At 73.8% G+C, this 25,706-nt stretch carries 15 protein-coding genes and 2 pseudogenes; 6 read left to right on the top strand and 11 right to left on the bottom strand.

Features of this window, described 5'->3' with window-relative positions; all coding sequences use genetic code 11:
• Positions 1 to 40 precede the first annotated feature (40 nt).
• Positions 41 to 844, bottom strand: a complete 804-nt coding sequence (locus ACYP53_RS21090; protein WP_459648510.1) for a putative protein N(5)-glutamine methyltransferase — start codon at positions 842 to 844, stop codon at positions 41 to 43.
• Between the two features lie 503 nt (positions 845 to 1,347).
• Between ACYP53_RS21090 and nadE the strand changes: the two genes are divergently transcribed.
• Positions 1,348 to 2,178 carry an ammonia-dependent NAD(+) synthetase gene (gene nadE, locus ACYP53_RS21095; RefSeq protein ID WP_459648511.1) on the top strand — a complete coding sequence of 277 codons (831 nt, stop codon included), beginning with the start codon at positions 1,348 to 1,350 and terminating at the stop codon, positions 2,176 to 2,178.
• A gap of 97 nt (positions 2,179 to 2,275) precedes the next feature.
• Here the strand turns inward: nadE and ACYP53_RS21100 are convergent, their stop codons facing one another.
• The 5 genes from ACYP53_RS21100 to ACYP53_RS21120 all read right to left on the bottom strand — a co-directional run bounded on the left by ACYP53_RS21100 (position 2,276) and on the right by ACYP53_RS21120 (position 16,315).
• Positions 2,276 to 12,298, bottom strand: coding sequence for a DUF7927 domain-containing protein (locus ACYP53_RS21100; protein ID WP_459648512.1), 10,023 nt, complete (start codon positions 12,296 to 12,298; stop codon positions 2,276 to 2,278).
• A gap of 316 nt (positions 12,299 to 12,614) precedes the next feature.
• On the bottom strand, positions 12,615 to 13,214 hold the full coding sequence (locus ACYP53_RS21105) for a fasciclin domain-containing protein (RefSeq protein ID WP_459648513.1): 600 nt from the start codon (positions 13,212 to 13,214) through the stop codon (positions 12,615 to 12,617).
• 269 nt (positions 13,215 to 13,483) lie between these two features.
• On the bottom strand, positions 13,484 to 14,281 hold the full coding sequence (locus ACYP53_RS21110) for a TetR family transcriptional regulator (RefSeq protein ID WP_459648514.1): 798 nt from the start codon (positions 14,279 to 14,281) through the stop codon (positions 13,484 to 13,486).
• Between the two features lie 110 nt (positions 14,282 to 14,391).
• A complete protein-coding gene (locus ACYP53_RS21115; RefSeq protein WP_459648515.1) occupies positions 14,392 to 15,282 on the bottom strand; it encodes an AfsR/SARP family transcriptional regulator in 891 nt (296 codons plus the stop codon).
• A 310-nt stretch (positions 15,283 to 15,592) separates the two neighbouring features.
• Positions 15,593 to 16,315, bottom strand: a complete 723-nt coding sequence (locus ACYP53_RS21120; RefSeq protein ID WP_459648516.1) for a ScbR family autoregulator-binding transcription factor — start codon at positions 16,313 to 16,315, stop codon at positions 15,593 to 15,595.
• Positions 16,316 to 16,684: 369 nt separating this feature from the next.
• Here ACYP53_RS21120 and ACYP53_RS21125 point away from each other — a divergent pair, with 369 nt between their 5' ends.
• Complete coding sequence (locus tag ACYP53_RS21125; RefSeq protein ID WP_459648517.1) at positions 16,685 to 17,359, top strand: hypothetical protein; 675 nt, start codon at positions 16,685 to 16,687, stop codon at positions 17,357 to 17,359.
• Positions 17,360 to 17,427: 68 nt separating this feature from the next.
• On the opposite strand, the gene ACYP53_RS21130 is transcribed toward ACYP53_RS21125, so the two are convergent.
• The 3 genes from ACYP53_RS21130 to ACYP53_RS21140 form a co-directional block, all read right to left on the bottom strand.
• Complete coding sequence (locus ACYP53_RS21130; protein ID WP_459648518.1) at positions 17,428 to 18,876, bottom strand: Fic family protein; 1,449 nt, start codon at positions 18,874 to 18,876, stop codon at positions 17,428 to 17,430.
• 52 nt (positions 18,877 to 18,928) lie between these two features.
• Positions 18,929 to 19,627 carry a hypothetical protein gene (locus ACYP53_RS21135; protein WP_189914492.1) on the bottom strand — a complete coding sequence of 233 codons (699 nt, stop codon included), beginning with the start codon at positions 19,625 to 19,627 and terminating at the stop codon, positions 18,929 to 18,931.
• A 181-nt stretch (positions 19,628 to 19,808) separates the two neighbouring features.
• A complete protein-coding gene (locus ACYP53_RS21140; RefSeq protein WP_459648519.1) occupies positions 19,809 to 20,666 on the bottom strand; it encodes a hypothetical protein in 858 nt (285 codons plus the stop codon).
• 109 nt (positions 20,667 to 20,775) lie between these two features.
• On the opposite strand from ACYP53_RS21140, the gene ACYP53_RS21145 reads away from it, so the two are divergent.
• On the top strand, positions 20,776 to 21,516 hold the full coding sequence (locus ACYP53_RS21145) for a VOC family protein (RefSeq protein WP_459648520.1): 741 nt from the start codon (positions 20,776 to 20,778) through the stop codon (positions 21,514 to 21,516).
• A 58-nt stretch (positions 21,517 to 21,574) separates the two neighbouring features.
• Here ACYP53_RS21145 and ACYP53_RS21150 read toward each other — a convergent pair whose 3' ends face one another.
• A complete protein-coding gene (locus ACYP53_RS21150) occupies positions 21,575 to 22,132 on the bottom strand; it encodes a TetR family transcriptional regulator (protein ID WP_189914496.1) in 558 nt (185 codons plus the stop codon).
• 138 nt (positions 22,133 to 22,270) lie between these two features.
• Here ACYP53_RS21150 and ACYP53_RS21155 point away from each other — a divergent pair.
• Both ACYP53_RS21155 and ACYP53_RS21160 read left to right on the top strand, forming a co-directional pair.
• Positions 22,271 to 22,717, top strand: a pseudogene (locus ACYP53_RS21155) (AAA family ATPase); the annotation flags it as partial.
• An 816-nt stretch (positions 22,718 to 23,533) separates the two neighbouring features.
• Positions 23,534 to 23,734: pseudogene (locus ACYP53_RS21160) on the top strand (response regulator transcription factor); the annotation flags it as partial.
• A 36-nt stretch (positions 23,735 to 23,770) separates the two neighbouring features.
• Here the strand turns inward: ACYP53_RS21160 and ACYP53_RS21165 are convergent.
• On the bottom strand, positions 23,771 to 24,754 hold the full coding sequence (locus ACYP53_RS21165; RefSeq protein WP_459648521.1) for an EamA family transporter: 984 nt from the start codon (positions 24,752 to 24,754) through the stop codon (positions 23,771 to 23,773).
• 68 nt (positions 24,755 to 24,822) lie between these two features.
• On the opposite strand from ACYP53_RS21165, the gene ACYP53_RS21170 reads away from it, so the two are divergent.
• Positions 24,823 to 25,683, top strand: coding sequence for a LysR family transcriptional regulator (locus ACYP53_RS21170; RefSeq protein ID WP_189914499.1), 861 nt, complete (start codon positions 24,823 to 24,825; stop codon positions 25,681 to 25,683).
• The last annotated feature ends 23 nt before the right edge of the window (positions 25,684 to 25,706 follow it).

Consider the following 25,706-nt stretch of genomic DNA (forward strand, 5'->3'; position numbering starts at 1 on the left):
GGAAGGGTGGCCGGGGCTCGCCGGGTATCGCAGGGGGAGCTCAGCCCGCCGTCGCGGTCACCACCGTGGCGTCCAGGTCCTCGTCCTGGCTGGCCTCTGCCGCCAGCCCGGCCGCCCGAGCCACCGCGAGCGCCGTCGCCACCTGCCGCTCACTGGTCTCGAACAGCAGCGACCCGCCCGCCGCCAGCCAGGCCGGCGCCTGCGCGACCACCCGGCGCAGCACGTCCAGGCCGTCCGCGCCGCCGTCGAGCGCCGGCCGGGCCTCGTGCAGCCGGGCCTCGGGCGGCAGCAGCGCGAGGTCGCCGGTCGGGACGTACGGGACGTTGGCGATCAGCACGTCCACCCGGCCGCGCAGCCCGGCGGGCAGGGCGTCGAACAGGTCGCCCCGGTGGACCCGCGCCCCCGCCCCGGCCAGGTTGCGGCGCGCGCAGCGGACCGCGTCCGGGTCGATGTCAGCGGCGTACAGCTCGACCGGGTGCGGGGCCCGGGCGGCCACGGCGGCGCCCAGCGCGCCGCTGCCGCAGCACAGGTCGAGCACGACGGCGCCCGGGCCCCGGGGCGGGCCGGCCAACGCGGTGGCGGCCGCCGCCAGGAACTCGCTGCGCCGGCGCGGGACGAAGACGCCCGGGTCGACGGCGATCCGCAGACCGGCGAACTCGGCCCAGCCGACGACGTGTTCGAGTGGACGCCCCTCGGCGCGGGCCCGCACCTTTGCGGCCAGATCGGCGGGCGAGGCGGCGGCGGTGAGCAGGATCCGTGCCTCGTCCTCGGCGAACACGCAACCGGCGGCGCGCAGTCGGGAGACCACCGCGGAACGAAGGGTGGCGGAGGAGAAAACCGGCAAGACAACCCCTTGGGGAAGACGGGAGGAGGGTGAACGGAGGAGAACGACTCCGTCAGGGCTCCCGCAAGGGCCGACGCCGCACCGGCGCGTCAGCGCGCTACGCGCGCGAGGCGCCCGCACGGCCGCGCTCCGGGAGCACCCGCTCGGACATTCCGGTAATGGGTCTCACCTCCCTGATGCGCGGTCATACTCGGCGTCAGCCACCCTACCGCACCGCCGGACGGAGGCACCGGGGCCCGCCACCGCCCGTCCTGCCACGCCCCGCCCGATGCCTCCCGAAACGCCCCTCGCCGCCTCGCTTGCACACGGCATCACTTGCAGGCGCGCACTGATGCATGAGCGCGATGGCCGCGCCCGCCGCCGACCCCGAAACGCATGCCCCGCGCAGGCCCGGCCGGCGCCAGCAGGAGCCCCGCGCCGACCTGCCGGACGACGTCCCGGATACGGTGGACGTGGATGCGGCACCGTCCGGCGAACCGAGAAGCAGAAGTGAGGAAACAGACGTGAGCGAGTCGGCCACCAGGGCCCTGCAGCAGGAGATCGCCCGCGAGCTCCAGGTCACCGAGGCCTTCGAGGCCGAGCGGGAGATCGAGCGCCGCGTGGCCTTCCTCACCGAGCGGCTGGTGTCCACCGGCCTGCGCTCCCTGGTGCTCGGCATCAGCGGCGGCGTCGACTCCACCACGGCCGGCCGGCTCTGCCAGCTCGCCGTCGAGCGGGCCCGGGCCGCCGGGCACGAGGCGCGGTTCCACGCGATGCGCCTGCCCTACGGGGTCCAGGGCGACGAGCACGACGCCCAGCTCGCGCTCTCCTTCATCCGCGCCGACCACGTGCTGACCGTGGACATCAAGCCCGCGAGCGACGCCGCGCTGGAGGCCTCGCTCGCCGCCGGCGTGCCCTTCCGGGACGCCCACCACCAGGACTTCGTGCACGGCAACATCAAGGCCCGCCAGCGCATGATCGCCCAGTACGCGGTGGCCGGGGCCCACAACGGCCTGGTCGTCGGCACCGACCACGCCGCGGAGGCCGTCTCGGGCTTCTTCACCAAGTTCGGCGACGGCGCCGCCGACCTGGTCCCGCTGACCGGACTCACCAAGCGCCGGGTGCGCGCCGTCGCGGACGCCCTGGGCGCGCCCGCCGAGCTGGTCTGGAAGACCCCGACCGCCGACCTGGAGACCCTCGACCCGGGCAAGGCCGACGAGGACGCGCTCGGCGTCACCTACGACGACATCGACGACTTCCTGGAGGGCAAGCCGGTGGACGGGCGGGCCTTCGACATCATCGTGAACCGCTACCGCGCCACCGAGCACAAGCGCCAGCTCCCCATCGCGCCGTAGTCGGACGGCGGGCGGAAGGCTGCCCGCCGTCCCGCACCCCCCCGGGGCGACACCGTCGGGCGGCCGGTCCTACCGGCCGCCCGACGGTGTCCGCGGGTCAGCGCCGCGAGCGGCGGGCCGCGATCAGGCCGGCACCGACCACCAGGAGCAGCCCGGTGACCAGCAGGGCCGGCATCGGGTTCCCGCTACCGGTGGGCGGCAGCGGCGGCTCGGGCCTCGGGCTGGGGCTGGGGTTGGGGCTGGGGTTGGGGCTGGGCGTGTCCCGGACGGTCGTGGTGGTCGAGCAATTGCCGACCGCCACGCGCACCGCCCGCCGCGTACCGCCGCCGCCGTTTCCGCTGCCGCCGTTCCCACTGCCGCCGTCGGAGCAGTTGGAGCCGTCGGCAGTGAGGCGGTTGACGAGCGTCTTGCCCCCGGCGCCCGGCTTCACGATGACGGTGTACGTCAGCGTCTCCGTCGCACCGGGCCGGATGTCGACCGTCCAGGTCAGCCTCGGCGCGGAGTAGGACGTCCGCCCGCTGCCGGCATGGGTGTCGGCACCGTAGACCGCACCGTCCAGGACCCCGGACAGGTCGTCGGTGACGACGGCGCCGAGGTACGTGCCGGCGGCCCGGTTGGTCGCGGTGACGGTGTACGTGACGGTGTCACCGGCCTTCGGGTCGGCCGGGCTCGCCTGCTTGGTGAGGAGCAGGTCGTGCCGCACGGTGATCGGTTCCGTCGGGCTCGCCACCGCCGTGTGGGCGGTCGCCGCCGGGTCCGGTCCGCCGGTCACCACCGCGGTGTTGACCGGAACGGCCGTGGCGTTCGGGTCGAGCGTGCCGGTCAGCGTCCAGGCCACGGTCGCACCGACCGGGACGTCGACGGCCGGGCAGGTCGCCGTGCCGTCCGCGATCGGGCACGGCGTGCCGTCCGCGTCGGCCGCCATCGAGGCACCGTTCACGCCGTCCGGCACCCGGTCCGTCACGGCCACGTTCCGCGCCAGCGAGGGCCCGCTGTTGGTGACGGTCACCCGCCACCGGATCTGCTGCCCGGCGACGACCGGGGAGGTCAGCAGTGCCTTGGCGACGGTCAGCCGCGCCTGCGACGAGGGCGGGCCCGAGGGCGAAGCCACCGCCGTGTGCGCGGTCGCCGACGGGTCCGGCCCGCCGGTCACCACGGCCGTGTTGCCCGGCGTGACGGTCGCGCCCGGGTCGAGCGTGCCCTTCAGCGTCCAGGTCAGCGTCGTGCCGACCGGGATCTCCACCGCCGGGCAGGTCGCCGTACCGCCCGAGACCGGGCAGACCGCGCCGTCGGGCCCGGTCATCGCGGCACCGAGCACGCCCACCGGCACCCGGTCCGTCACCACGACGTTCCGCGCCACCGAGGGCCCGCCGTTGGTGACGGTCACCCGCCACTCGATCGGGGCCCCGGCCACGACCGGGCTGGTGACGAGGACCTTCGCCACGCTCAGCCGCGCCTGTGCCGTGGGCGAGGCCGACGGTGAGGCCACCGCCGTGTGCGTCGGGGTGCCCGGGTCCGGTCCGCCCGTCACGGTGACGGTGTTGACCGGCGTCACGGTCGCGTCCGGCGCCAGCGTGCCGGTGAGGGTCCAGGTACGGGTCGCACCGACGGCGATCTCGACGGCCGGGCAGGTCGCCGTGCCGTTCGCGATCGCGCACGCCGTGCCGTCGTCCGCCGTCATCGACGCGTCCAGCACCCCGCTCGGGACCCGGTCGCTCACGACCACGTCCCGGGCGACGGACGGCCCCTCGTCGGTGACGGCGACCCGCCACTGGATCCGCTGCCCCGGCACGACCGGGTCGGTGAGCAGCGCCTTGGAGACCGACAACCGCGCTGCCGGCACCGGCCCGCCCGTGGGACTGGCCACCGCCGTGTGCGTGGGCGTGAGCGGGTCCGGTCCGCCCGTGACGAGGACGGTGTTGGTCGGCGTGCCGGTGGCGCCCGGCTCGAGCGTGCCGGTCAGGGTCCAGGTCAGCAGGCCGCCGACCGGGATCTCCACGGCCGGGCAGGTCGCCGTCCCGTCCGCGAACGCGCACGCCGTGCCGTCCTGCGCCGTCATCGACGCGTTCAGCACCCCGTCCGGGACCTTGTCGGTCACGACGACGTTCCGCGCCCGGGAGGGTCCGTTGTTGGTCACCGTCACCCGCCACTGGACCTGCTTCCCCGGCACCACCGGGTCGGTCACCAGCACCTTCGCCACGGACAGGACGGCCCGGGGCTCGGGGCTGCCGCTCGGCGAGGCCGTGGCGGTGTGCGCCGAGGCCGTCGGATCGGGCCCGCCCGTGACGGTGACCGTGTTGGTCGGCGTGACCGTCGCGTTCGGGTCCAGGGTGCCGCTCAGCGTCCAGCTCACCGAGCCACCGGCCGGGATCTCCACGGCCGGGCAGGTCGCCGTCCCGTTCGCGATCGCGCACGCCGTGCCGTCCTGCGCCGTCATCGACGCGTTCGACACCCCGTCCGGGATCCGGTCGGTGACGACCACGTTCCGGGCCCGCGACGGGCCGTGGTCGGTCACCGTGACCCGCCACCGGACCTGCTGCCCCGGCACCACCGGGTTCGTCACCAGCACCTTGGAGACCACCAGGTTCGCCTGCGGCGACGGCGGGCCGGACGGCGACGCCACCGCCGTGTGCGCGGTCGCGCTCGGATCGGGCCCGCCGGTCACCACCGCCGTGTTCGCCGGCGTGACGGTGGCGTCGGCGTCGAGCGTGCCGCTCAGCGTGTACGAGGCCGTCTGCCCGACCTCCAGCTCGATGGCCGGGCAGGTGGCGACGCCGCTGCCGATCGGGCAGGTGGTGCCGTCCTCGTCCGAGACCATCACGGCTCCGGACACCCCGTCCGGGATCCGGTCCGTGACCACGACGTTCCTCGCCCGCGACGGACCGTTGTTGACGACCGTCACCCGCCACCGGACCACCTCACCGGGGACCACCGGGTTCGTCACCAGCACCTTGGAGACCGTCAGCCTCGCCTGCGGCGACGGCGAGCCGGTCGGGCTGGCGACCGCCGTGTGGGCCGTCGTGCTCGGGTCCGGGCCGCCGGTCACCACGGCCGTGTTGGTCGGGGTGACGGTCGCGTCCTGGGCCAGGGTGCCGGAGAGCGTGTACGCGGCGGTCCGGCCGACCGGGATCTCGACCGGCGGGCAGATCGCCACGCCGCCCGTGACCGGGCAGGCCGCGTTCGTCGCGTCCGGCGAGAGCGAGGCCCCGACGACACCGTCCGGGAGCCGGTCGCTGACCACGACGTTGCGGGCCTGGCTGGGCCCGTTGTTGGTCACGCTGATCCGCCAGGCGATCGGCTGACCCGGCACCACCGGGTCGGTGAGCAGCGCCTTCGAGACCGTGAGGCTCGCCTGCGGCGCGACCGTCTCACTGGCCTGCGCGGTGGCGGTGTGGGCCGTCGCCGTCGGGTCGGGCCCGCCGGTCACCACGGCCACGTTGACCGGGGTGCTGGTCGCCGCCGGGTCGAGCGTCCCGGTGAGGGTCCAGCTCAGCGCGGAGCCGGCCGGGATCTCCACCGCCGGACACGTCGCCGTCCCGCCGGTGATCGGGCAGGCCGATCCGTCGGCGTCCGAGGTCATGCTCGGGGAGTCGACCATGGCCGGGACGGCGTCGGTGACGACCACGTTCCGGGCCCGCGAGGGACCCCGGTTGGTCACCGTGACCCGCCACTGGATCCGCTGCCCGGGCACGACCGGGTTGGTCACCAGCGTCTTGGAGAGGCTCAGGTTCGCCTGCGGCGTGGGCCCACCGGTGGGCGAGGCCACCGCCGTGTGCGCGGTCGCACTCGGGTCCGGCCCGCCCGTCACCACCGCCGTGTTGGTCGAGGTGACGGTCGCGTCCGGGGCCAGCGTGCCGGTCAGCGTGTACGAGGCCGTCTGCCCGACCTCCAGCTCGACCGCCGGGCACACCGCCGTCCCGTTCGCGACCGGACAACGGGTCGCGTCGGCGTCCGCCTGGAGGACGGCGTCGGAGACCCCGTCCGGGATCCGGTCGGTGACCACGACGTTCCGGGCGCGCGACGGACCGTTGTTGGTCACCGCCACCCGCCACTGGATCTTCTCCCCGGGGACGACGGGGTCGGTCAGCAGGACCTTGCTGATCGTCAGATTTGCCTGAGGTGATGGGGAGTTGGACGGCGAGGCCACCGCCGTGTGCGCGGTCGCACTCGGATCGGGCCCGCCGGTCACCACCGCCGTGTTCGTCGGCGTCACGGTCGCGTCCTGCGCCAGCGTGCCGGTCAGCGTGTACGAGGCCGTCTGCCCGACCTCCAGCTCGACGGCCGGGCACACCGCCGTCCCGTTCGCGATCGGGCAGACGCTCCCGTCGGCGGCCGTCATGCTCGCACCGCCGACCCCGTCCGGGATCCGGTCCGTGACCACGACGTTCCGGGCCTGCGACGGGCCGTTGTTGGTCACCGCCACCCGCCACTGGATCCGCTGACCCGGCACGACCGGGTCGGTCAGCAGAACCTTACTGACCGTCAGAATGGCTTGAGGCGACGGCGAGTTGGACGGCGAAGCGACAGCTGTGTGCGTCGACACCGCCGGATCCGGACCACCGGTGACCGTCACCGTGTTCGTCGGTGTCACGGTCGCATCAGCGGCGAGCGTGCCGGACAGCGTCCACGTCGCGGACGAGCCCGCCGGGATCTCCACCGCCGGACACGTCGCCACACCACCGCTGATCGGACAGGTCATTCCGTCCGAAGCCACCATCGTCGCGTCGTTCACCCCGGCCGGCACCTGATCCGTCACCACCACATTCCGCGCCCGCGAGGGGCCGTTGTTGGTGACGGTCACCTGCCACTGGACCTGCCGACCAGGAATCACCGGATCGGTGAGCAGCACCTTGGAGACAGTCAGGTTCGCCTGTGGCATCGGCGAGTTGGTCGGCGAGGCGACGGCCGTGTGCGCGGTCGCCGACGGGTCGGGCCCACCGGTGACCACTGCCGTGTTCGTCGGCGTGGAGGTCGCATTCGCGTCCAGCGTGCCGGTCAACGTCCAGGTCAGGGTCTGCCCGACCGGGATCTCGACCGCCGGGCAGGTCGCCACACCACCACCGATCGGACAGGCCGTCCCATCCGAAGCCGCCATCGTCGCGTTGTCCACCCCCGCCGGGACCTGGTCCGTCACGACGACGTTCCGCGCCCGCGAGGGACCGTTGTTCGTCACGCTCACCTGCCACTGGATCTGCTGCCCCGGCACCACCGGGCTCGTCAGCAGCGACTTGGCGATGGTGAGCGCTGCCTGCGAGGTCGGGGAACCGCTCGGAGAGGCGACCGCGGTGTGGGTGGAGGCGGTCGGGTCCGGCCCCCCTGTCACGATGACGCTGTTCGTCGGCGTGGTGGTCGCGTTCGAGTCCAGCGTGCCGGTCAGCGTCCACGTCTCCGAGCTGCCGACGGGAATCTCCACCGCCGGGCAGGTCGCTGTACCGCCATTGATCGGGCAGGCCGTCCCGTCGGAGGCCGCCATCGTCGCGTTACTCACCCCGGCCGGCACGGTGTCCGTGACGACCACGTTGCGTGCCCGCGACGGACCGTTGTTGGTGACGCTCACCCGCCACTGAATCTGCTGACCCGGCACCACCGGATTCGTCACCAGCACCTTGGAGACGGTCAGGTTGGCCTGCGGCGACGGCGAGTTGGTCGGCGAGGCGACAGCCGTGTGGGTCGACGCCGTCGGATCCGGCCCGCCAGTGACCGTCACCGTGTTCGACGGCGTCACGGTCGCATCGGCAGCGAGCGTGCCAGACAGCGTCCACGTCAGCGTCTCGCCGACCGGGATCTCCACCGCCGGACACGTCGCCACACCACCAGTGATCGGACAGGCCGTCCCGTCCGAAGCGGCCATCGCCGCGTCGTTCACCCCCGCCGGCACCTGGTCCGTCACCACCACGTTCCGAGCCTGCGAAGGCCCATTGTTGGTGACGCTCACCCGCCACTGAATCTGCTGACCCGGCACCACCGGGCTGGTCAGCAGCGACTTGGAGACGGTCAGGTTGGCCTGCGGCGACGGCGAGTTGGTCGGCGAGGCGACAGCCGTGTGGGTCGACGCCGTCGGATCCGGCCCGCCAGTGACCGTCACCGTGTTCGACGGCGTTGCGGTCGCATCGGCGGCGAGCGTGCCAGACAGCGTCCATGTCAGCGTCTGCCCAACCGGGATCTCCACCGCCGGACACGTCGCCACACCACCGCTGATCGGACAGACCGTCCCATCCGAGGCGGCCATCGCCGCGTCGTTCACCCCCGCCGGCACCTGGTCACTCACGACCACGTTGCGTGCCCGCGACGGACCGTTGTTGGTGACGCTCACCCGCCACTGGATCTGCTGCCCCGGCACCACCGGGTTCGTCACCAGCACCTTCGACACGGTGAGATTCGCTTGAGGCGAAGGCGAGTTGGACGGCGAGGCCACCGCCGTGTGCGTCGACACCGTCGGGTCCGGACCGCCCGTCACCACTGCCGTGTTCGTCGGCGTCACCGTGGCGTCCTGCGACAGCGTGCCCGTCAGCGTCCACGTCAACGTCTGACCGACCGGGATCTCCACCGCCGGACACGTCGCCGTGCCACCGCTGATCGGACAGACCGTCCCATCGGACGCCGCCATCGAGGCATTCGACACCCCCGCCGGGACCTGGTCCGTCACCACCACGTTCCGCGCCTGCGATGGACCGTTGTTGGTGACACTCACCCGCCACTGGATCTGCTGCCCCGGCACCACCGGGTTCGTCACCAGCACCTTCGAGACCGTCAGACTCGCCTTCGGCGTGGGCGTCACCGTCGGCGAGGCCACGGCGGTGCGGGAGGACGCGGACGGGTCCGGGCCGCCTGTGACCGTGACCGCGTTCGTCGGCGTCACGGTCGCGTCGGCGGCGAGCGTGCCGGTCAGCGTCCAGTTCAGCGCCTGGCCGGCCGGGATCTCGACGGCCGGGCAGGTCGCCGTGCCGCCGCTGATCGGGCAGGCGGTGCCGTCCGGGGCCGTCATGACGGGGTTGTTCACCCCCGCCGGGACGGTGTCGGTGACGACCACGTTGCGGGCTCGGGACGGGCCGGCGTTGAAGACGTTGACCCGCCATTGGATCTGCTGCCCCGGGACCACGGGGTTCGTCAGCAGGACCTTGCTCACCGTGAGGTTGGCCTGCGGCGTGGGGGTCGTGGTCGGGGAGGCGACGGCGGTGTGGGAGGAGGCGGACGGGTCGGGGCCGCCGGTCACCGTCACGGAGTTCGTCGGCGTTCCGGTCGCGTCGGAGGACAGCGTGCCGGTCAGCGTCCAACTCAGTGACGAACCGGCCGGGATCTCCACCGCCGGACACGTCGCCACACCACCACTGATCGGACAGTTCGCCCCGTCCGAAGCCACCATCGAGGCACCCGTGACGCCCGCCGGAACAGTGTCCGTCACCACCACGTTCCGCGCCCGCGACGGCCCGTTGTTCGTCACGCTCACCCGCCACTGAACCGTCTGCCCGGGCACCACCGGGCTGGTCAGCAGCGTCTTGGAGACGGTCAGCTTGGCCTGCGGCGTCGGCGACGAGGACGGCGAGGCGACGGCCGTGTGCGCGGTCGCCGACGGGTCGGGGCCGCCCGTGACCACGGCGGTGTTCGTCGGCGTGGTGGTCACGTTCGGGTCGAGCGTGCCGGTCAGCGTCCAGGTCAGCGACGAACCGGCCGGGATCTCCACCGCCGGACAGGTCGCCACACCACCACTGATCGGACAGGCCGTCCCGTCCGAAGCCACCATCGAGGCACCCGTGACGCCCGCCGGAACGGTGTCCGTCACCACCACGTTCCGCGCCCGCGACGGCCCGTTGTTCGTCACGCTCACCCGCCACTGAACCGTCTGCCCCGGCACCACCGGGCTGGTCAGCAGCGTCTTCGAGACCGTCAGACTCGCCTGCGGCGACGGCGACGAGGACGGCGAAGCGACGGCCGTGTGCGCGGTCGCCGACGGGTCGGGGCCGCCCGTGACCACCGCGGTGTTGGTCGGCGTGGTGGTCGCGTCGGGGGACAGCGTGCCGGTCAGGGTCCAGCTGGCGGTGCCGTTCACCGGGATCTCGACGGCGGGGCAGGTCGCGACGCCGTTGGTGATCGTGCAGGCGGCGGCGTCCTGGTCGTTGACCATGCTCGCCCCGGTCACCCCGGCCGGGATCCGGTCCGTGACGACGACGTTCCGGGCTCGGGACGGGCCGCTGTTGGTGACCTTCACCTGCCACTTGATCTGGCCGCCGGGCACCACGGGGCTGGTCAGCAGGGTCTTCGAGACGACCAGGTTCGCCTGATGGCCCGGCGGGATCGGGTTGGCGGCGCTGGTGCAGTCGGGCGAGCACTTGGGGTCGGTGGCGCCGCCCGGCGGGGTGACGGTGGCCCGGTTGTCCAGGGAGCCGTTGGCGTCCGCCGGCACCGTGCCGGTGAGCCGGTAGGTGACCTGGCCGCCCGCCAGGACGTCGACCGTCGTGTTGATGTTGCCGGTGCCGGAGGCGGTGCCGCCGCAGCTGCTGCCGCCGGTCGCCGTGCAGCTCCAGGTGAAGTTCTGGATCGAGGCGGGCAGCGTGTCCCGGACCGAGGTGCCGACGGCGTCCGAGGGGCCCTCGTTCTTCACCACGATGGTGTACGTGAGCGGCTGGCCCGGGATGTACGGGCTCTTGTCGGGCGTCTTCGTCACCGACAGCCCGGTGGTGACCCGGCCGGGGGTGTCGACGGTGCTGGAGCAGGTCGGACCGCAGTTGGGGTCGGCCGTGGCGCTCGGCCGGGTCACCGTCGCTGTGTTCGACAGAGTGCCCGTGGTGGAGGACGGGACCGTGCCCGTCACCGTGTACGTCACGGTGCCGTTCACCGCGACCGTCGCCGTCGTGTCGATGCTGCCGGTGCCGCTCGCGTCGCCGCAGCCGCTGGCGGCGGAACCGGCCGAGCAGGTCCAGGTGAAGCCCGACAGCGCGGACGGCAGGGCGTCCCGGACGGCCGCGTTGACGGCGGGTGCCGGGCCGGCGTTGCTCACCACGACGGTGTAGGTGAGCGCCTGGCCCGGGACGTACGTGGTAGGCGAGGCCGTCTTCCTGATGGACAGTCCGGTCTGGGTGACCCACTCCAGGGTGACTTCGCCGTTGCCGCCGTTGGTGGTGCCGCCGCCGTTGCCGATCCCCGGGCTGTAGAGCGCGTCGCTCCGTCCCGCGGCCAGGCCGCCCTGGCCGTTGGCGCTGCTGTTGGCGCCCGCGGTGGTCTGCGCGCTGGTCACTCCGGCACCCCCGGTGTAGCCCGAACCGCCGCCACCCATGCCGTTCAGCTCACTGGCGCTCGACGCCTGGCAGGCACCGCCACCGCCACCGTAGTAGCCGCCGCCACCGCCACCGCCGCCCTCGTTGCCGGCGTTGGGCGCGCCGCTGCCGCCGGTGAACCGGCTTCCCGCCGTCGCGCTGCCGCAGCTGGTCTGGGTGGCGGCGGCGCCTCCGGCCGTCTGGGTTCCGCCGCGGCCGGAGCTGGCCGGGCGGCTGTCCTGGCCGCCGTTGGTCCCACCGCCGCCGCCCGCCGCGGGGGTGCCGGCGTCGGCGCCCGGCGAGGAACCGCCGCCGCCGCCCGCGATCAGCAGCGCGGTGGTGCCGTAGTTCCCGTTCCACACGGCGCTCATGCCGCCGCCGGTGGCGCCCGTGGCCTGACCGCCGCCGGCCCCGCCCCGGCCGCCGGCTCCACCGCCGCCGTACGCCGCGGTGGTGCTGTTCATCACGCCGCCCTGCCCGGAGGTGACGGTCAGTTTCTGACCCGCCGTCACCGCGATGGTGCCCGTGGTGTACCCGCCGCCGGCGCCGCCGTACTGGCCGGTGTAGTAGGTGCTCGGCGAGCCGCCGCCGCCCGCTCCCCAGAGCCGGGCGTAGACGCTGCTCACGCCGGCCGGCACGGTGAAGGTCTGGTCGCCGCCGCTGTACGTGAACCGCGCGCAGTTGGTGAAGCCGCTGGAGGGCGTGCACGACACCTGCGCCCGCTGCGTCCCGGGCAGCCCCTCCGGCGCGTGGGCGGGCGGGGCCGCGGCGAGCGCGAGCCCGCCCTGGGGCGCGAGGCAGAGCAGCGCGAGCACCCCGCGCATCGCCGTCGAGAACCGACCGCCAAGCAACGACCTCACCGGAGCCATCCGGCGTCTCCTCTCGCGGCCGCGCACCCACGGGCGCAGATGTGCGGACAACCCGACTGTCACGCGAATGCACGCGTGCGCGATCAGAGCGTGCCGAGGCGAGGCACACTGAAAGATCATCTGACGTCGTGTCATCGGGTATTCGCCTCGGAATCCGCGCTTTCGGCCCATCCCCGGGAACCGTTCGGCGCAGCGCGGCCGGCGCCGAACGCAGGAAGAGGTGGGTCGGTCCGAAGGGACCTGCCCACCTCGACCTGCTCACGTCGATGCGCTCTACCTCGACGCGCTCACCTCGACGTGCCCACCGGCGCGGCCGTCAGCCGAAGGCCGGCACCGTGTCCAGGATCGCCAGGCGCGCGTTGGCGGTCTTGATGCTGCCGCAGAGCACCTGCGCGCCGCCGATGCGGTAGTCCTCGCCGCTGCCGGTGGCCTTGATGACGACGCCCTGGAGGGTGTTGTACTGCTTGTCCTCGAGGTCGCCCTTTCGCAGATCACGAACGACGATCAGCTTGCGGACGAGGTCGCCGGCGCCCTGCTGGGTGGCCAGCGCCTTCTTCTGGTCCTCGGGCAGCTTGGCGAAGGCCGCGTCGTTGGGGGCGAAGACGGTGACGTTCTCCATCGAGTCGAAGATGTCCTTCGCCTTGGCCGTCTTGACCAGCGCGGACAGCTGGGAGAGGTCCTTGGTCTGGTCGACGGCGGTCAGCACGGGCATGCCGCCCATCCCGTCAGGGCTTCCGGGGCCCTCACCCGGAAGAGCGGCACAGGCCTGCCCGAACGCCTTCTCCGGCGGCGGGGGCGCGACGGCCACCGGGCCTGCCCCGTCGGCGCCGGCGCCGACGCCGCCGCAGCCGGAGAGCGGGGCAAGGACGAGCGCCAGGGCCGCCAGGACGGCGGGGCGGGGGGTGCGACAGCTCATGAGGAGGCCCTCCAGGGGGAACCGGGCGAATCCATGCCTGATCCGCCCATTCATCCCCATAGTGACGCCCAGTCAGGCCGTTTCGCGGGAGTGCGGGCCCGCACCGCCTCGCCTGTCACCCACCAGGGCTCCCGCTCGTGGCGGATCCTGGCAACCTCCGCGGTTGCGAGCCCGAGCGGGTAGCCGGGGTGCCCGCCCGTACGGCTCGGCGGATCGCGCGGAGTCGCGGCCGCGCGGATCGCGCCGCGGTACGGACGGGCACGCCCGGATCACGCCGGCTGCGGCGTCGGGGGCCTGGTGCGGTAGGAGCCGGCCGTGCCGGGGGGGACCAGGCAGGGCAGCAGCCATTCCCAGAGGGCGCCGACCCGGCGGGCGCGTTCCTCGGCCGGGCAGCCGTCGGCGAAGACCACCTCCAGGCCGCAGGCGGCGGTCACGACCAGGACCTCCGGGCCGAGCCCGGCCGAGCGGTCGCGCAGTTCGCCGGCGCGCCGGGCCCCGGCCAGCAGGTCCCGCACGACGCCGGCCCAGACGCTGTGGAAGCCGCGCAGGCCCGCGAAGACCGCCTGGGGGTCCGCCGTTCCGGGCTCGACCGACCCGGGTCCGACGCCCCCGGGCCCGACCGACCCGGGCCCGAGCGTATTGGCCTCACCGACGGCGGCCCCGACCGTCTTGGCCTCACCGACGGCGGGCCCGGCCTCCCGGGGTGGCGCCTCCCGGCCCGCCCGCCAGCCGCCGTCCTCGCGGCCGAGGCGGAACGCCGCCCGGACCACCGGGTCCGCCCCCAAGGCCTCGACCAGCCAGTACCCGGCGTCGATCAGCCCCTGCAGCGGCGAGGAGGCGGCCCGCTGGTCGCCGCAGGCCGACCGCAGCGAACGTTCGGCCTGCTCGAAGACGGCTCTGGCCAGCTCCTCCTTGGAGGCGAAGTGGAAGTACAGCGCCCCCTTCGTCACCCCGGCGGCCGCGGCGATCTCGCCGAGGGTGGCGCCGGTGTAGCCGTGGCGGTCGAACAGCCCCGCCCCCGCTTCCACCAGCCGCCCGCGCGTCCGTTCCGACCTCTCCTGGACCACCCGTCCCACAACCCCTCACGACAGCAAGCACGTTCCGACCAGACTCCGGCGGCCCCCGGCGGACCCCCTGGCGGACGCCGGGCCCTTCGACCGCCCTCCGCCCGCCCTCCTCAGCCGACCCGGGTGAGCCGGGCCGTCGCGGCCTCCGACACCGCGGCCACGGCGGCCACGGCGGCCCCAGCAACGGCGGGCTCCCGCTCCGCCCGCTCCGGGCCGGCCGGGCGCTCCGCAGTGGCGAGCAGGATGGAGCGCTGCAACCGGCGCAGTCCGACCGACGGCTCCATGCCCAACTCCCTTACCAGGGTGTTCCGCAGGCGCTGGTAGGCCTCCAGGGCCTCGCCTCGCCGCCCGGAGCGGTGCAGGGCGATCATGTACTGGCCGTGCAGGCTCTCGTGGGTGCGGTAGCGGTCGACCAGGACGGTGAGTTCGGCGAGCAGCACCCGGTGGCGCCCGAGTCGCAGGTCGACGTCGATCCGCTGGTCCAGCGCGCAGAGCCGGGTCTCCTCCAACCGCTTGGCCTCGACGGCGAGTTGGCCGCCGACCGGGACGTCCGCGAAGGCCGGTCCGCGCCAGAGCGCGAGCGCCTCGCCGAGCATCCGGGCGGCCAGCGGGTGGTCCTCGCCGTCGATCGCCCGGTAGCCCATGCCGGCCAGCCGCTCGAACTCCCGGACGTCCGTCAGGCCGCCGCCGCTGTTGAGCATGTAGCCGCCGGGCGAGGTGACCAGGACGTCCTTGGCGCAGGACACCCCCGCCTCCGCACCGACCCGGGCGAGCGCCCGGTCGATCAGGTCGCGCAGTTGGAGGACGTAGGTCTGCACGGTGGTGCGCGCGCTGCGCGGTGGGCGGCCGGACCACAGTTCGTCGGCCAGCACCCCCGCCGAGACCACCTGGTCCGCCCGGAGCGCCAGCAGGCCCAGCACCTGACGCGGTTTCGGCGCCGACGGCACCACCGACTCCCCGCACACCCGGACGTCCAGCGCCCCGAGTACCCGAATTTCCACGATGACCCACCCCAATCACACGGAACACGGAACGCCGCGAGCTCCTCGGCCGCGGCCGGCACCCGGGTCGACAGCCCAGGGGGCAACTGTCTCCAGTGAAAAACAGGACGTGCGGTTTGTCAATACAAAACCGAACGTGCTGTTTGTTTTTGAGGGCGGGCGAAGGGATCACCCTTCGAAGCATCACTGACACTCTGAGTAGCCATCACCGGCCAAACCAAAGGCGGCGCCCGGACCCCCGTGGTCCCGCCGCCGCCCGTGCGCCGCTCCTCCCCCGCCTCCCGCGGACGGGAGGCCGGCTGACGTCCCGTCAGCCCACGCCGATCCCCGCCCGCGCCTCCTCCGGCACGCCGCCGGCCTCGCCGCCCTCGTCGTCCGGGGCGTCCTCGCCGGTGCGGGCCGCCGCGATCTCGGCGACCACCTGGGCGCCGCGCTCCGGCCCCATCTGCAGCGACCCGAGCACCCCCGGCACCGCGATGCTCGGCATCAGGTGCTGGAACAGCGCGGACACCCGAAGCTCCAGGTCAGCCCGCCCGGAGAGCTTCTGGGACTGGATCTGCACGCCCGTCCACGCCGCGATGATCAGCCAGGCGGTGTCCGCCGGAACGACGTGCGGCAGCAGCTCGCCGCGTTCGCCGGCCACCTGCAGCATGGCCTCCATCCGGCCGATCCACCCGGGAATGGCACCCCCGCCGAGGTCGTCGAACACGTCCTGGCCGAGCGAGAGCCGGGCACCCGCGCTCAACAGCGGGTCACGCGGCATCAGATGCGCCACCACCATCCCGGTGTCCACGAACTCCTGGAGCTTGCAGCTCCGTTCGGGAACCCCGTCCTGGGAGAACTGCTCCTCGACCACGCCCTGCGCGAGGTCCCGCTTCGACGCGAAATGGAAATACACCGCACCACGCGTCACGCCGGCCCGGGAGACGACCTCGCCGATGGTCGCACCCTCGTAACCGAACTCGTCGAAGACCGACGCCGCCGCCTCCAGGATCAGCCGACGCGTCCGGATCGCCCGCTCCTGCCGTACCACCGCAACCACCCCGCCCTGAGATCCCGGAAAACAAAACCAAACACCCCGTATCTTAGCTACGCCCCACCCGCGACCGACAAGACGATGTCGGTTAATCCCCCAACCACTCCCCCTTCTCCCCAACCCGCCGAGCCTCATCTGAAGATCCGTCACCACAATCCCCGGCCACCCCAGGGGCGGGGCCTCTTTCGACGACCTGTCACGCCGTCAAAAACCGAACGAATGGTTTCTTCTGATTGCCTTCGAACCTCCCCGCGAGACTACGACCGGCGCCCACCCGCCCGCACCGTCCCGCAACCGCCTCCCCAAGATCGGCGTCGTACAGGCGAGTTGACCGTATGATCCAAGCAGTCGTACACGGGGGGAAGCGTGAAGCGCGACTCCCAGCGGCGTCGTGCCGCCATCATGTCCACGGCCGTCGGGGCGGCCCTCGCCGCCCTGGTCTCCTGTAGCAGCTCGACGCACACCGGTCCGTCGGCCGGCGCCGCGATCCCGACGACCGCGGTCAGGCTGCCGCTCGCCGAGAAGGTCGCGGCCGGACTGGAACGGATCCGCGCCACCGCGACGGACAACCCGCCGGGGAGGGAATGGGCCCACTACCAGGACGAGGGTGGCACGATCTGGTACTTCTGGCCCGTCCCCGACGGACGGCTCTGCCACGGGAAGGAGTTCGAGCTCGGGGACCAGAACTTCCGGGAGACCAGCTGCTCCAGCAACCCCCTCCCGGACGACGGCACTCCCGCGGTGCACGCCTACCACCTCGCGAGCGTGCACGGCGGCCGGTGGGTGAGCTTCCTCTACGCGGACCAGGAGGAGCTCCAGGACATCGCCTGCGGTGACCAGCGCCTCACCGCTCGGCGCGTCGCCCGCTTCGCCGGGCCCTCCGGCCCGCGCACTCTCTACGCCGTCGGCACCCCGTGGGCCGCGCTGGGCGTCCTGCACGCCGTGGTCCGCCGCCCGGACGGCACCGCCGGCCCCGAGCCGGTGCGGCTCTCGGACGGCAGCGAGACCGCGCACGTCTCCTCCGAGCACGTCTGCGCGTGAGAAGTCGGCCGGGCCGACTTCTCACGCCGGACGCTACACCGGCGCGACGGCTCCAGCGGCCCCAGCGCTTACGAAGCGGCGGCGGCCGCGTTGCAGCGGGTCTCCGCGAGGTGGACGTCGATGTACCGGGCCAGGATCAGCGGATCCTGCGGGCTGTCGGCCTGGAAGGTGACCCGGCGCAGCAGACTGACCCCGTCGAGGCCGACGCCCTCACGGGCGAGGACGAAGACCAGGGCGAGGAAGGCGGCGCGGGCGTTGCCGTCGTCGAAGGGGTGGAAGAAGCAGACGTCGAGGTAGGCGCGCGCAGCGCGGGCGATCAACGGGAGCGGCGCCGCGCCCTCGGCGTCGCTCCCCGCCCCGCCCTCGGCCCGGCTCCCCGCCGCGCTCTCGGCGAGGCAGGCGTCGAGCCGGGCACGGGTGTCGGGCCCGATGCCGTAGCGCTCCAGGCCACGCTTGGCGAAGGCGGGCAGGGTGCGGAACGGCGGCGGCTCCGGTGCGTTCAGCACGTGCCGCTGCCAGCCGCGGAGCAGCTCGAAGTCCAGTGCGGCGCCGCGGGCGGCGTCGGCGCGCAGCAGGTCGAGGGCGGCGAGGAGGCCGTCCGCGCGGGCGACGCCGATGGGACGGTCGAAGGCGCGGACGTCCGCCGCGGCGCCGTCACGCACCGGGGTCACCGGCCCGTGTCCGGCCTCCGCCGAGGGCGTGGGCCAGTCAACGTCCGCGCGGACGGCGAGCCAGCGCTCCAGGTGGTCCGGCAGCGCCGGGGCAGCGCGTTCGCCCGCCAGGTGGGCGGGCCGCAGTGACTGCGCGAGCCGCTCCGCGACCTCCCCCACCAGGGCGGTGTCCGGGCTGCTCCAACTGTGGAACCGCCCCCCGATCGCCTGTTGGACCAGTTCCTCGGCGGTGCCGGCCGCGATGCCCCAGCGGGCGAGGAACCAGCCGAGCACCTGGTGGCAGTGCCCGTACCAGCCGCTCTCGCCGCCGCTGCGGTCCGCCACCCGCAGGATGAGGCCCCGGGCGGCGAGCTCCCAGAGGATCCGCCGCTCCTCGACGCTGTCCGGGTCCCGGTCCGGGTCCGAGTCCCGGCCTGGGCCCGGGTCCAGCGGGTACGCCTCGAACCGTTCGGCGAGCTCCTCCAGCCACTCGCGCCACTCGCACACCGCGGCGACGACCCGCCCGAGTGTCTCCTCCGGGGTGGTCACCGAGTGCGGCGGGCAGCACCAGTTGGCGATCGGCCCGCCGTCGAAGTCGCCCTCGCCGATCGCCCAGCGCCAGCCCACGACCCAGTCGCCGTAGTGGCCAGCCAGGGCGTGTGACATCGCGTCGGCCCAGGGCCTGGCCACCTTCCGGCTCCAGTCCTGGCGCGCGGCGTTGCCGGAGGACGCGTCGCACCCGGCGGGCACCCGCAGGGCCGGGCCGAGCGCGCGCACCACCTGCTCGACCGACGCGGGGTCGAAGGGGTGGCGGGCCGGGTCGACGTCGTCCCAGCTCAGGGTGGCGGGGGCCAGGTTCGGTATCACCGCGCCAGCCTGCGCGTCGGTGCGGTGCCGGTCAAACCGGTTTTCGCGGAGGTCAGGCGGCGGGGAGACCGTTCATCATGTCCCGGAAGCGGGCGGACGGGCGCATCATGCCGTTGTCACCGACGTACAGGTTCTCCAGCCAGCCGTCCCGGTACCAGAAGATCGACGCGGTCAGCGGGGCCGGGTCGCCGATCTGGAGCTGCTTCGTCAGGTCGATCATGAAGCGGATCGCGTTCAGTGACGCGCCGGTGCGGATCGGCGCCGCGCAGAACGCGTTGTTCGTCGGCAGGGTGACCAGGGCGCCGTGCGGCAGCTCGGCCCCGCCCAGGGCGTTCTCCAGCCGCAGTGCCTGCGCGGCGCCGGGCCACGCCCCCATCCCGTTGACGGCGTAGAGGGTGTCGCCGTTCGTCGCGTTGAAGGACTTCCGGTTGAGCTGCTCGGTGGCCAGGTTGGCGAAGGCCTTCTCCCAGAGCTCGGCCCGGCTGATGCTCCACTGGTCGGCGGCGTGCTCGGCTATCGCCAGGGCCTCGGTCTTCCCGCCCCGCTTCCCTCCGTCCACGCACAGGACGACCGACAGTTCTTCGTCGATCTGGCGGGCCATGGGGTCGGGGCCCAGCGCGCGGGTCGTGGTGACCAGCAGCCGCAGCCGGTCCCGGACCTCGAAGATCGAGATCGCGGCCAGCGCCTTGCACGGACCGTGCTCGTCGCACAGTGGCTTCGGAAGGTTCTTGCGGTTGCCGAACAGCGGCATGGGTGGCTCCCCGGGTCGGTGCGATGATCGGGCCAAAGCCACAGCATCCCATCGGAGTTCGCCGCCGTCATGGAGATCATCCGATTTCTCAGATGGCGAGCCGGGGTCGCCGGACGTGCCGGTCGGCCGGACGGATGTCAGGCCGGTCGGCCGGACGCCCGGCCGGACGCCCAGGCGGACGTCAGGTCGCCCAAGGCAGCCGCAGCGCCTCCAGCTCGGGGTCGGCCAGCAGCGCCTCGATCAGGGCCGGAGGGCCGGCGACCTTGGTGCCCCAGAGGTCGTAGTCGGTGCACAGGACCCAGGAGCGGTCGGCGGCCCAGAGGTTGGAGGGGCTGAAGTCGGCGTCATCGGTGTCGTAGAGCAGTGCGGCGTCGCCGAGCCGGCCCGCGCGCACGTGGAGGTTCTCGAAGTCGTAGTCCAGCATCAGCGGGTTGTAGTAGGCGAAGCAGCGGGTGTCCGGGCCGCCCGGGCTGTAGGCGGTGAGGACGGTGACCAGGCGGTTCCAGGTCTCCCGGTCCAGGCTGCCCTCGGTGGGCGGGCGGATGCCGAGCGGCCAGCTGCCGTTCTTCCGTACGGACGGGAGGCAGCGGTAGCAGGGCAGCATGCCCTCCGGGACGACGGGATCGCCGGTCCGCTCCGCGAGCTCCGCCCAGCGCAGCCGCCGCCAGCCCGGCCCCGGGTGCTCGGCGCGGCCGAGGTCACCGCCCGTGGCGACACCCACGGCGTCGATGTCCACGCCCACGAGCATGCGGCGCTGCCTGCTCCCGTCCGCCAACAGGGCCTTGTGGTACTCGTCGTACGAGACGTCCCTCGGCCCCTGCTCGTGCTCGTACATGGCGTTGAGCACCCAGACGGCGTCGGGCAGCGCGGGCGGCATGAACCCGAGGGTGCCGTCCTGGCACAGCTCCATCAGCCAGTCGGTCTCGGCGGACGGCGCGAGCGGCCACCGGCCGCGCAGCGGGTCGGTCGGCGAGTCGGTCGGCGACACGGGCAGCGGGTCGGACGGCAGGTCGGACAGCGGGTCGGGTTCCTCGGGCATCCGGTCATGATCGCACGGCGGCGGGCAGGGCCTGCCAGGCGGGCAGCGCCCCCACCAGCCGAAAGACGGCGCCGGTCGACGCGTGGGGCGGGCGCGTAGGATCGCCGGCATGGCACTGCGACCGGTCATGGTGAACATCAAGGCTCTTGACGGACCGGCGGTCGGCCGCTTCTGGGCGGAGGCGCTCGGCTGGAGCGTGTACAGCCCGGGCGTGGCCACCTACGTCGGCCCCGGCGGCGGACTCGTCCGGCCGGAGCCGGTCGGCCTCGGCATCGACGTCGTCCCCGTCCCGGGGGCCAAGACGGCCACGAAGAACCGGGTGCACCTCGACCTCGCCACCACCTCCACCGCTCATCAGGCCGAGTTGGTGGCACGCCTGCTGGCGCTCGGCGCGACGCCCGTCGACATCGGTCAGGGCGAGGTGCCGTGGACGGTCCTGGCCGATCCCGAGGGCAACGAGTTCTGCGTGCTGGAGCCCCGGGAGGTCTACCGGGACACCGGGCCGATCGCCGCCGTGGTGGTCGACTGCGCGGACCCGCGGGAGATGGCCCGGTTCTGGGGCGCGGCGATCGACTGGGCCCCGCAGCAACTGACCGACGAGCAGGCGGTGTTCCGCTCCCCCGAGGGCACCGGACCGTACCTGGAGTTCCTCCGCCGGCCCGACGGGAAGACCGTGCCGGACCGCGTCCACCTCGACCTGCTGCCGAGGCCCGGTGCCGACCTGGCGACGGAGGTGGCCCGGCTGCGGGCCCTCGGCGCCACCGATCTCGACCTCGGCCAGGGCGAGGTCCCGTGGACCTGCCTGGAGGATCCGGAGGGGCACGAGTTCTGCGTCCTCGCGCCGTCCTGACGCGCGGACCCGGCGGCCACCCACCGCCATGTGAGCCCGGCCCGGCGGAGCCGCGGGCTCACTCCACCAGGGCGGCGACCACCCGGCGGACCACCTCGCGGCGCTGCGCCCGGTCGTCGAGGCCCACCACCACCAGCACCTCGGGGTTGGCCACAGCCCACAGCATCGCGATGTGGATGAGCAGCGCGAGCAGGACCTGGGGCTCGAAGCGGGTCGAGACCAGTCCCTTGGCCTGCAGCTCGGCGATGGCGGCGCTCCGGTCGCGCACGCTGGCGACCCCGAGGTCGTTGACCGCGTCGCCGTGCTCCAGCCGCTGCCAGGTGATGAGCCGGGGCAGGTCCGGGTACTCGGCGTAGAGGTCACTGAGAGCGGCCGCGAACCCGGGCAGGTCGTTCACGTCGAGCGGGACGGACACGATGATCTGTTCGACCACTTCGTTCCAGACCGCGTCGAACAGCCCGGCCTTGTTCCCGAAGTAGTGGTAGATCTGCGCCTTGTTGCTGCGCGCGGCGGCGGCGATGCGGTCGACGCGGGCGCCGTTCAGCCCGTGCGCGGCGAACTCGGCCCGGCCGGCCGTGACGAGTCTCCGCCTGGTGGCCTCGGCGTCGCGCTCCATGCACCCAGCTCCTAACTAACCGTTTACTTGACAGGACTGTCAGGGCACAGTGTAATCAACTAACCGTCCAGTTGAATACGGCTGCGGTCACGCGGCCTGGGGCAGGGGAGGGATCCGGCCTTGGAACCGGGCATGGTGATGGTCGGTCGGCACGGCGAACGGGCGCGGCTGACCGCGCTCGTCCGCGCCACCGACGGACGGGCCCTGGTGCTCCGGGGCGACGCGGGCATCGGCAAGAGCGCCCTGCTCGACCTGGCGGCGCAGCTCGCGACCCGCAACGGTCACCTGGTCGTCCGCGCCACCGGCGTCGAGGCGGAGACCGAACTGCCCTACGCCGGACTCCACCAGCTCCTCTACCCACTGCTCCCGGACGCCGGACAACCAGGCGGCAGCCGACTGGGCGCCACCGCCCGCGAGACGTTCGACTCCGCGTTCGACCGGACGGGCGGCCCACCACCGTCGGTCATGGCCCTCGGTATCGCCGTACTCAACCTGCTCTCCTCGACGGCCTCCGAGCGCCCACTGCTGCTCGTCCTCGACGACGGCCAGTGGCTCGACGACGCCAGCGCCGACATCTGCGGCTTCGTCGGCCGTCGACTGGCCGGCACCCCCGGGGTCAAGCTCCTGGTGGCCGTCCGCGACGGCACCTCCTCGCGGTTCGACACCGCGGCGCTGCCGGAGGCGCAGATCGGCGCGCTCGCCGACGCGGACGCCGCGCGCCTGCTGGACCGGCAGCACCCCGGACTGGACGGGCAGCTCCGCGCCCTCGTGCTGGACCACGCCCGCGGCAACCCGCTGGCCCTGCTGGAGCTGCCCGTCCAGGCCGCCTCCCGCGTCGGGGTCGCCGTCGCGCTGCGCCCGGGGACGGAGGTCCTCAACGGCGCGTCGGCCGGGGGGCTGGCCGGGGTGCCGGTTGTGGTGCCCGTCTCGGCGACCGACGGCCCGTCCCCGACCGAGCGGTGTCGGGTGGCCGGGCTGCCGACCGTCGAACCGGCCGCCGGTGGCCTCGCCCTGCGGCCGCCGCTGCTCCGCCCGAGCACCGTCCGGACCGCCGTAGCAGACCAACTACCCACCGTCCAGCGGGTGTTGGCGCCCATACTGCGGGAGGTACCGGAACAGCGCACCCCACACCCGGCAGCCGTCATCGATCCCGACGAGGACGTGGCCGCCGCTCTGGAAGCCGCGGCCCGCTCGGCGGCCCGGCGCGGCGGTGCGCTCGCGGCCGTGTCCTGGCTGCCCGGGGCTGCCGAGGCGAGCGAGGACAGGGCCGGACGACCGGAGCGGGCCGGGTGGCCCGCCGACACCGGGTGGGCGGGCCAGGCCCACTCCGAACGAAGCCACGCCACCTGGGCCGGCACCGACCGGGCCCAGGCGCCCCACGCCCCGGAGCCCGTCGCGGTGCCACTGACCTGGCAGGAGCGCCGGGTCGCCGAGCTGGCCGCCGCAGGCCTGACGAACAAGGAGATCGGCGAGCGGATCCAGCTCTCCCCCCGCACGGTCAGCACCCACCTCTACCGCGCCTTCCCCAAGCTGGGCGTCACCACCCGCGCGGCCCTCCGCGACGCCCTGACCAGGATGGACGACCGCTCGGCCAAGCCCTGACCCCGGCCCGAACTGTCACGGACTTCCCCGGACCGCTCACCCCCGCGCGCGACGGGAGAGGCCCGACCGCACCGCTCCCGCACTGGCCGCCACGACGAAGACGATCGCCAGGCACTGCCGCGCCGACAGCGTCTGGTCCAGGACCAGGAAGCCCGCCAGCGCCCCGATCGCCGGCGCCAGGCTCATCAGGACCGCGAAGGTCGGGGCGGCCAGGCGGCGCAGCGCCAGCAGTTCCAGGGTGTAGGGCAGCCCCGAGGACAGCAGCGCCACGGCCAGTCCGAGTCCCAGTGCCCCCGGTTCGAGCAGCGCGCCGCCCGCCGAGCCGATGCCCAGCGGCAGGCTCACCAGCGCGGCCACCGCCATCGCCACCGCCAGCCCGTCCAGCCGTGGAAAGCGGGCGCCGGCCCGGGAGTTGAGGAGGATGTACGCGGCGAACATGGCGCCGGCGCCGAGCGCGAAGGCCGCGCCCACCGGGTCGAGTCGCCCGAAGCCGTCCTGCCCGAGCAGGAAGACGCCGACGAACGCCAGCCCGGCCCACACGAGGCTCGTCGCACGGCGTGCGGTGACGACGGAGAGCAGGAGCGGTCCGAGGACCTCCAGTGTCACCGCCGGGCCGAGCGGGATCCGGTCGATCGCCTGGTAGAAGAGGATGTTCATGCCGCCGAGGGAGAGGCCGAACCCGCCGACGACGGCCCAGTCCGTACGGCTGTGCCCGCGCAGCCGCGGACGGCAGACGGCCAGCAGCAGCACGGCCGTGACGGTCACCCGCAGCATCACCGTGCCCAGCGCCCCGACCAGCGGGAAGAGCAGGGCGGCGACGGCGGAACCGAACTGCACCGAGAGGGTGCTCGCCAGCACCAGCCCGACCCCGCCCAGGCTGCCCGCGCCACCGGCCGCCGTGACCACGCGGCCGAGGCCGGGGGACGGTGTACGGGGTGACGGCGCACCTGGTGCCGGCGTACCTGGTCCCGACGGACCGGGGGCCGGCGCGCTCGCCGGCCGTGAACTCGTGTTCGTCATGCCCCCACGCTAGGAAGCCCCTCGCGCCGCGTGAAATGCCGATCGTCCGGCGATTATGCTTCCCAGGCATGACCATCGAGCTGCGCCACCTGCGGGCCTTCCTCGCCATCGCCGAGGAGGGCACGATCACCCGCGCCGCCACCCGGCTCCACATCGGCCAGCCCGCGCTCTCCCGGACGCTGCGCCAGCTGGAGAGCCACCTCGGAGTGCGCCTGATCGACCGCTCCACCCACCACCTGGAGCTCACGGCGGCGGGCCGGACCTTCCACGACCGGGCCACCGCCGCACTGGCCGCCGTGGACGCCGCCCTCGACCCCCGCACCCTGACCGCCCTGCCGCTGCGCCTCGGCCACCCCTGGGCCGCGCTCGGCGACCACACCGTCCCGCTGCTGCGCCGCTGGGACCAGGAACACCCCGACGTGCCGCTGGAGCTGCGCCGCATCGACGACCGTACGGCGGGGCTCACCCAGGGCCGGGTCGACGTCGCCCTGCTGCGCGGCGACATCACCGACCCCGGCCTGGCCACGCAACTGCTGCTGGAGGAGGACCGGGTGGCGGTCGTGCCCGCCGACAGCGACCTCGCCGACCGGCCGTCCCTCACCCTCGCGGACCTGGCGACCTGGCCGATCGCCCTGAACACGGTGGCCGGCACCACCACCCTGGACCTGTGGCCGGCCGCCACCCGGCCCAGGACGACGATCGAGGTCACCAACACGGACGAATGGCTGACCGCCATCGCGGTGGGCCGGGCCGTCGGCATCTCGACCTCGGCGACACCCCGGCTGCACCGGCACCCGATGATCGCCTACCGGCCGCTGACCGACGCCCCGCCGGTGCCCCTGCTACTGGCCTGGCACCGCGGCACCCCGACCCACCCGGCCATCCCGGACCTGGTCCGACTGACCCGGGATCTGCTGGCGGAGCACTGACCGCCGCCCCTCCGCCCCGGGGC

Source organism: Kitasatospora sp. Ki12 (genome assembly GCF_054601375.1).

Coding starts and splice junctions, on each gene's coding strand:
- ACYP53_RS21100 (WP_459648512.1), bottom strand. CDS start 12,298: ATGGCTCCGGTGAGGTCGTTGCTTGGCGGTCGGTTCTCGACGGCGATG.
- ACYP53_RS21105 (WP_459648513.1), bottom strand. CDS start 13,214: ATGAGCTGTCGCACCCCCCGCCCCGCCGTCCTGGCGGCCCTGGCGCTC.
- ACYP53_RS21135 (WP_189914492.1), bottom strand. CDS start 19,627: ATGCCGCTGTTCGGCAACCGCAAGAACCTTCCGAAGCCACTGTGCGAC.
- ACYP53_RS21140 (WP_459648519.1), bottom strand. CDS start 20,666: ATGCCCGAGGAACCCGACCCGCTGTCCGACCTGCCGTCCGACCCGCTG.
- ACYP53_RS21145 (WP_459648520.1), top strand. CDS start 20,776: ATGGCACTGCGACCGGTCATGGTGAACATCAAGGCTCTTGACGGACCG.
- ACYP53_RS21150 (WP_189914496.1), bottom strand. CDS start 22,132: ATGGAGCGCGACGCCGAGGCCACCAGGCGGAGACTCGTCACGGCCGGC.
- ACYP53_RS21165 (WP_459648521.1), bottom strand. CDS start 24,754: ATGACGAACACGAGTTCACGGCCGGCGAGCGCGCCGGCCCCCGGTCCG.
- ACYP53_RS21170 (WP_189914499.1), top strand. CDS start 24,823: ATGACCATCGAGCTGCGCCACCTGCGGGCCTTCCTCGCCATCGCCGAG.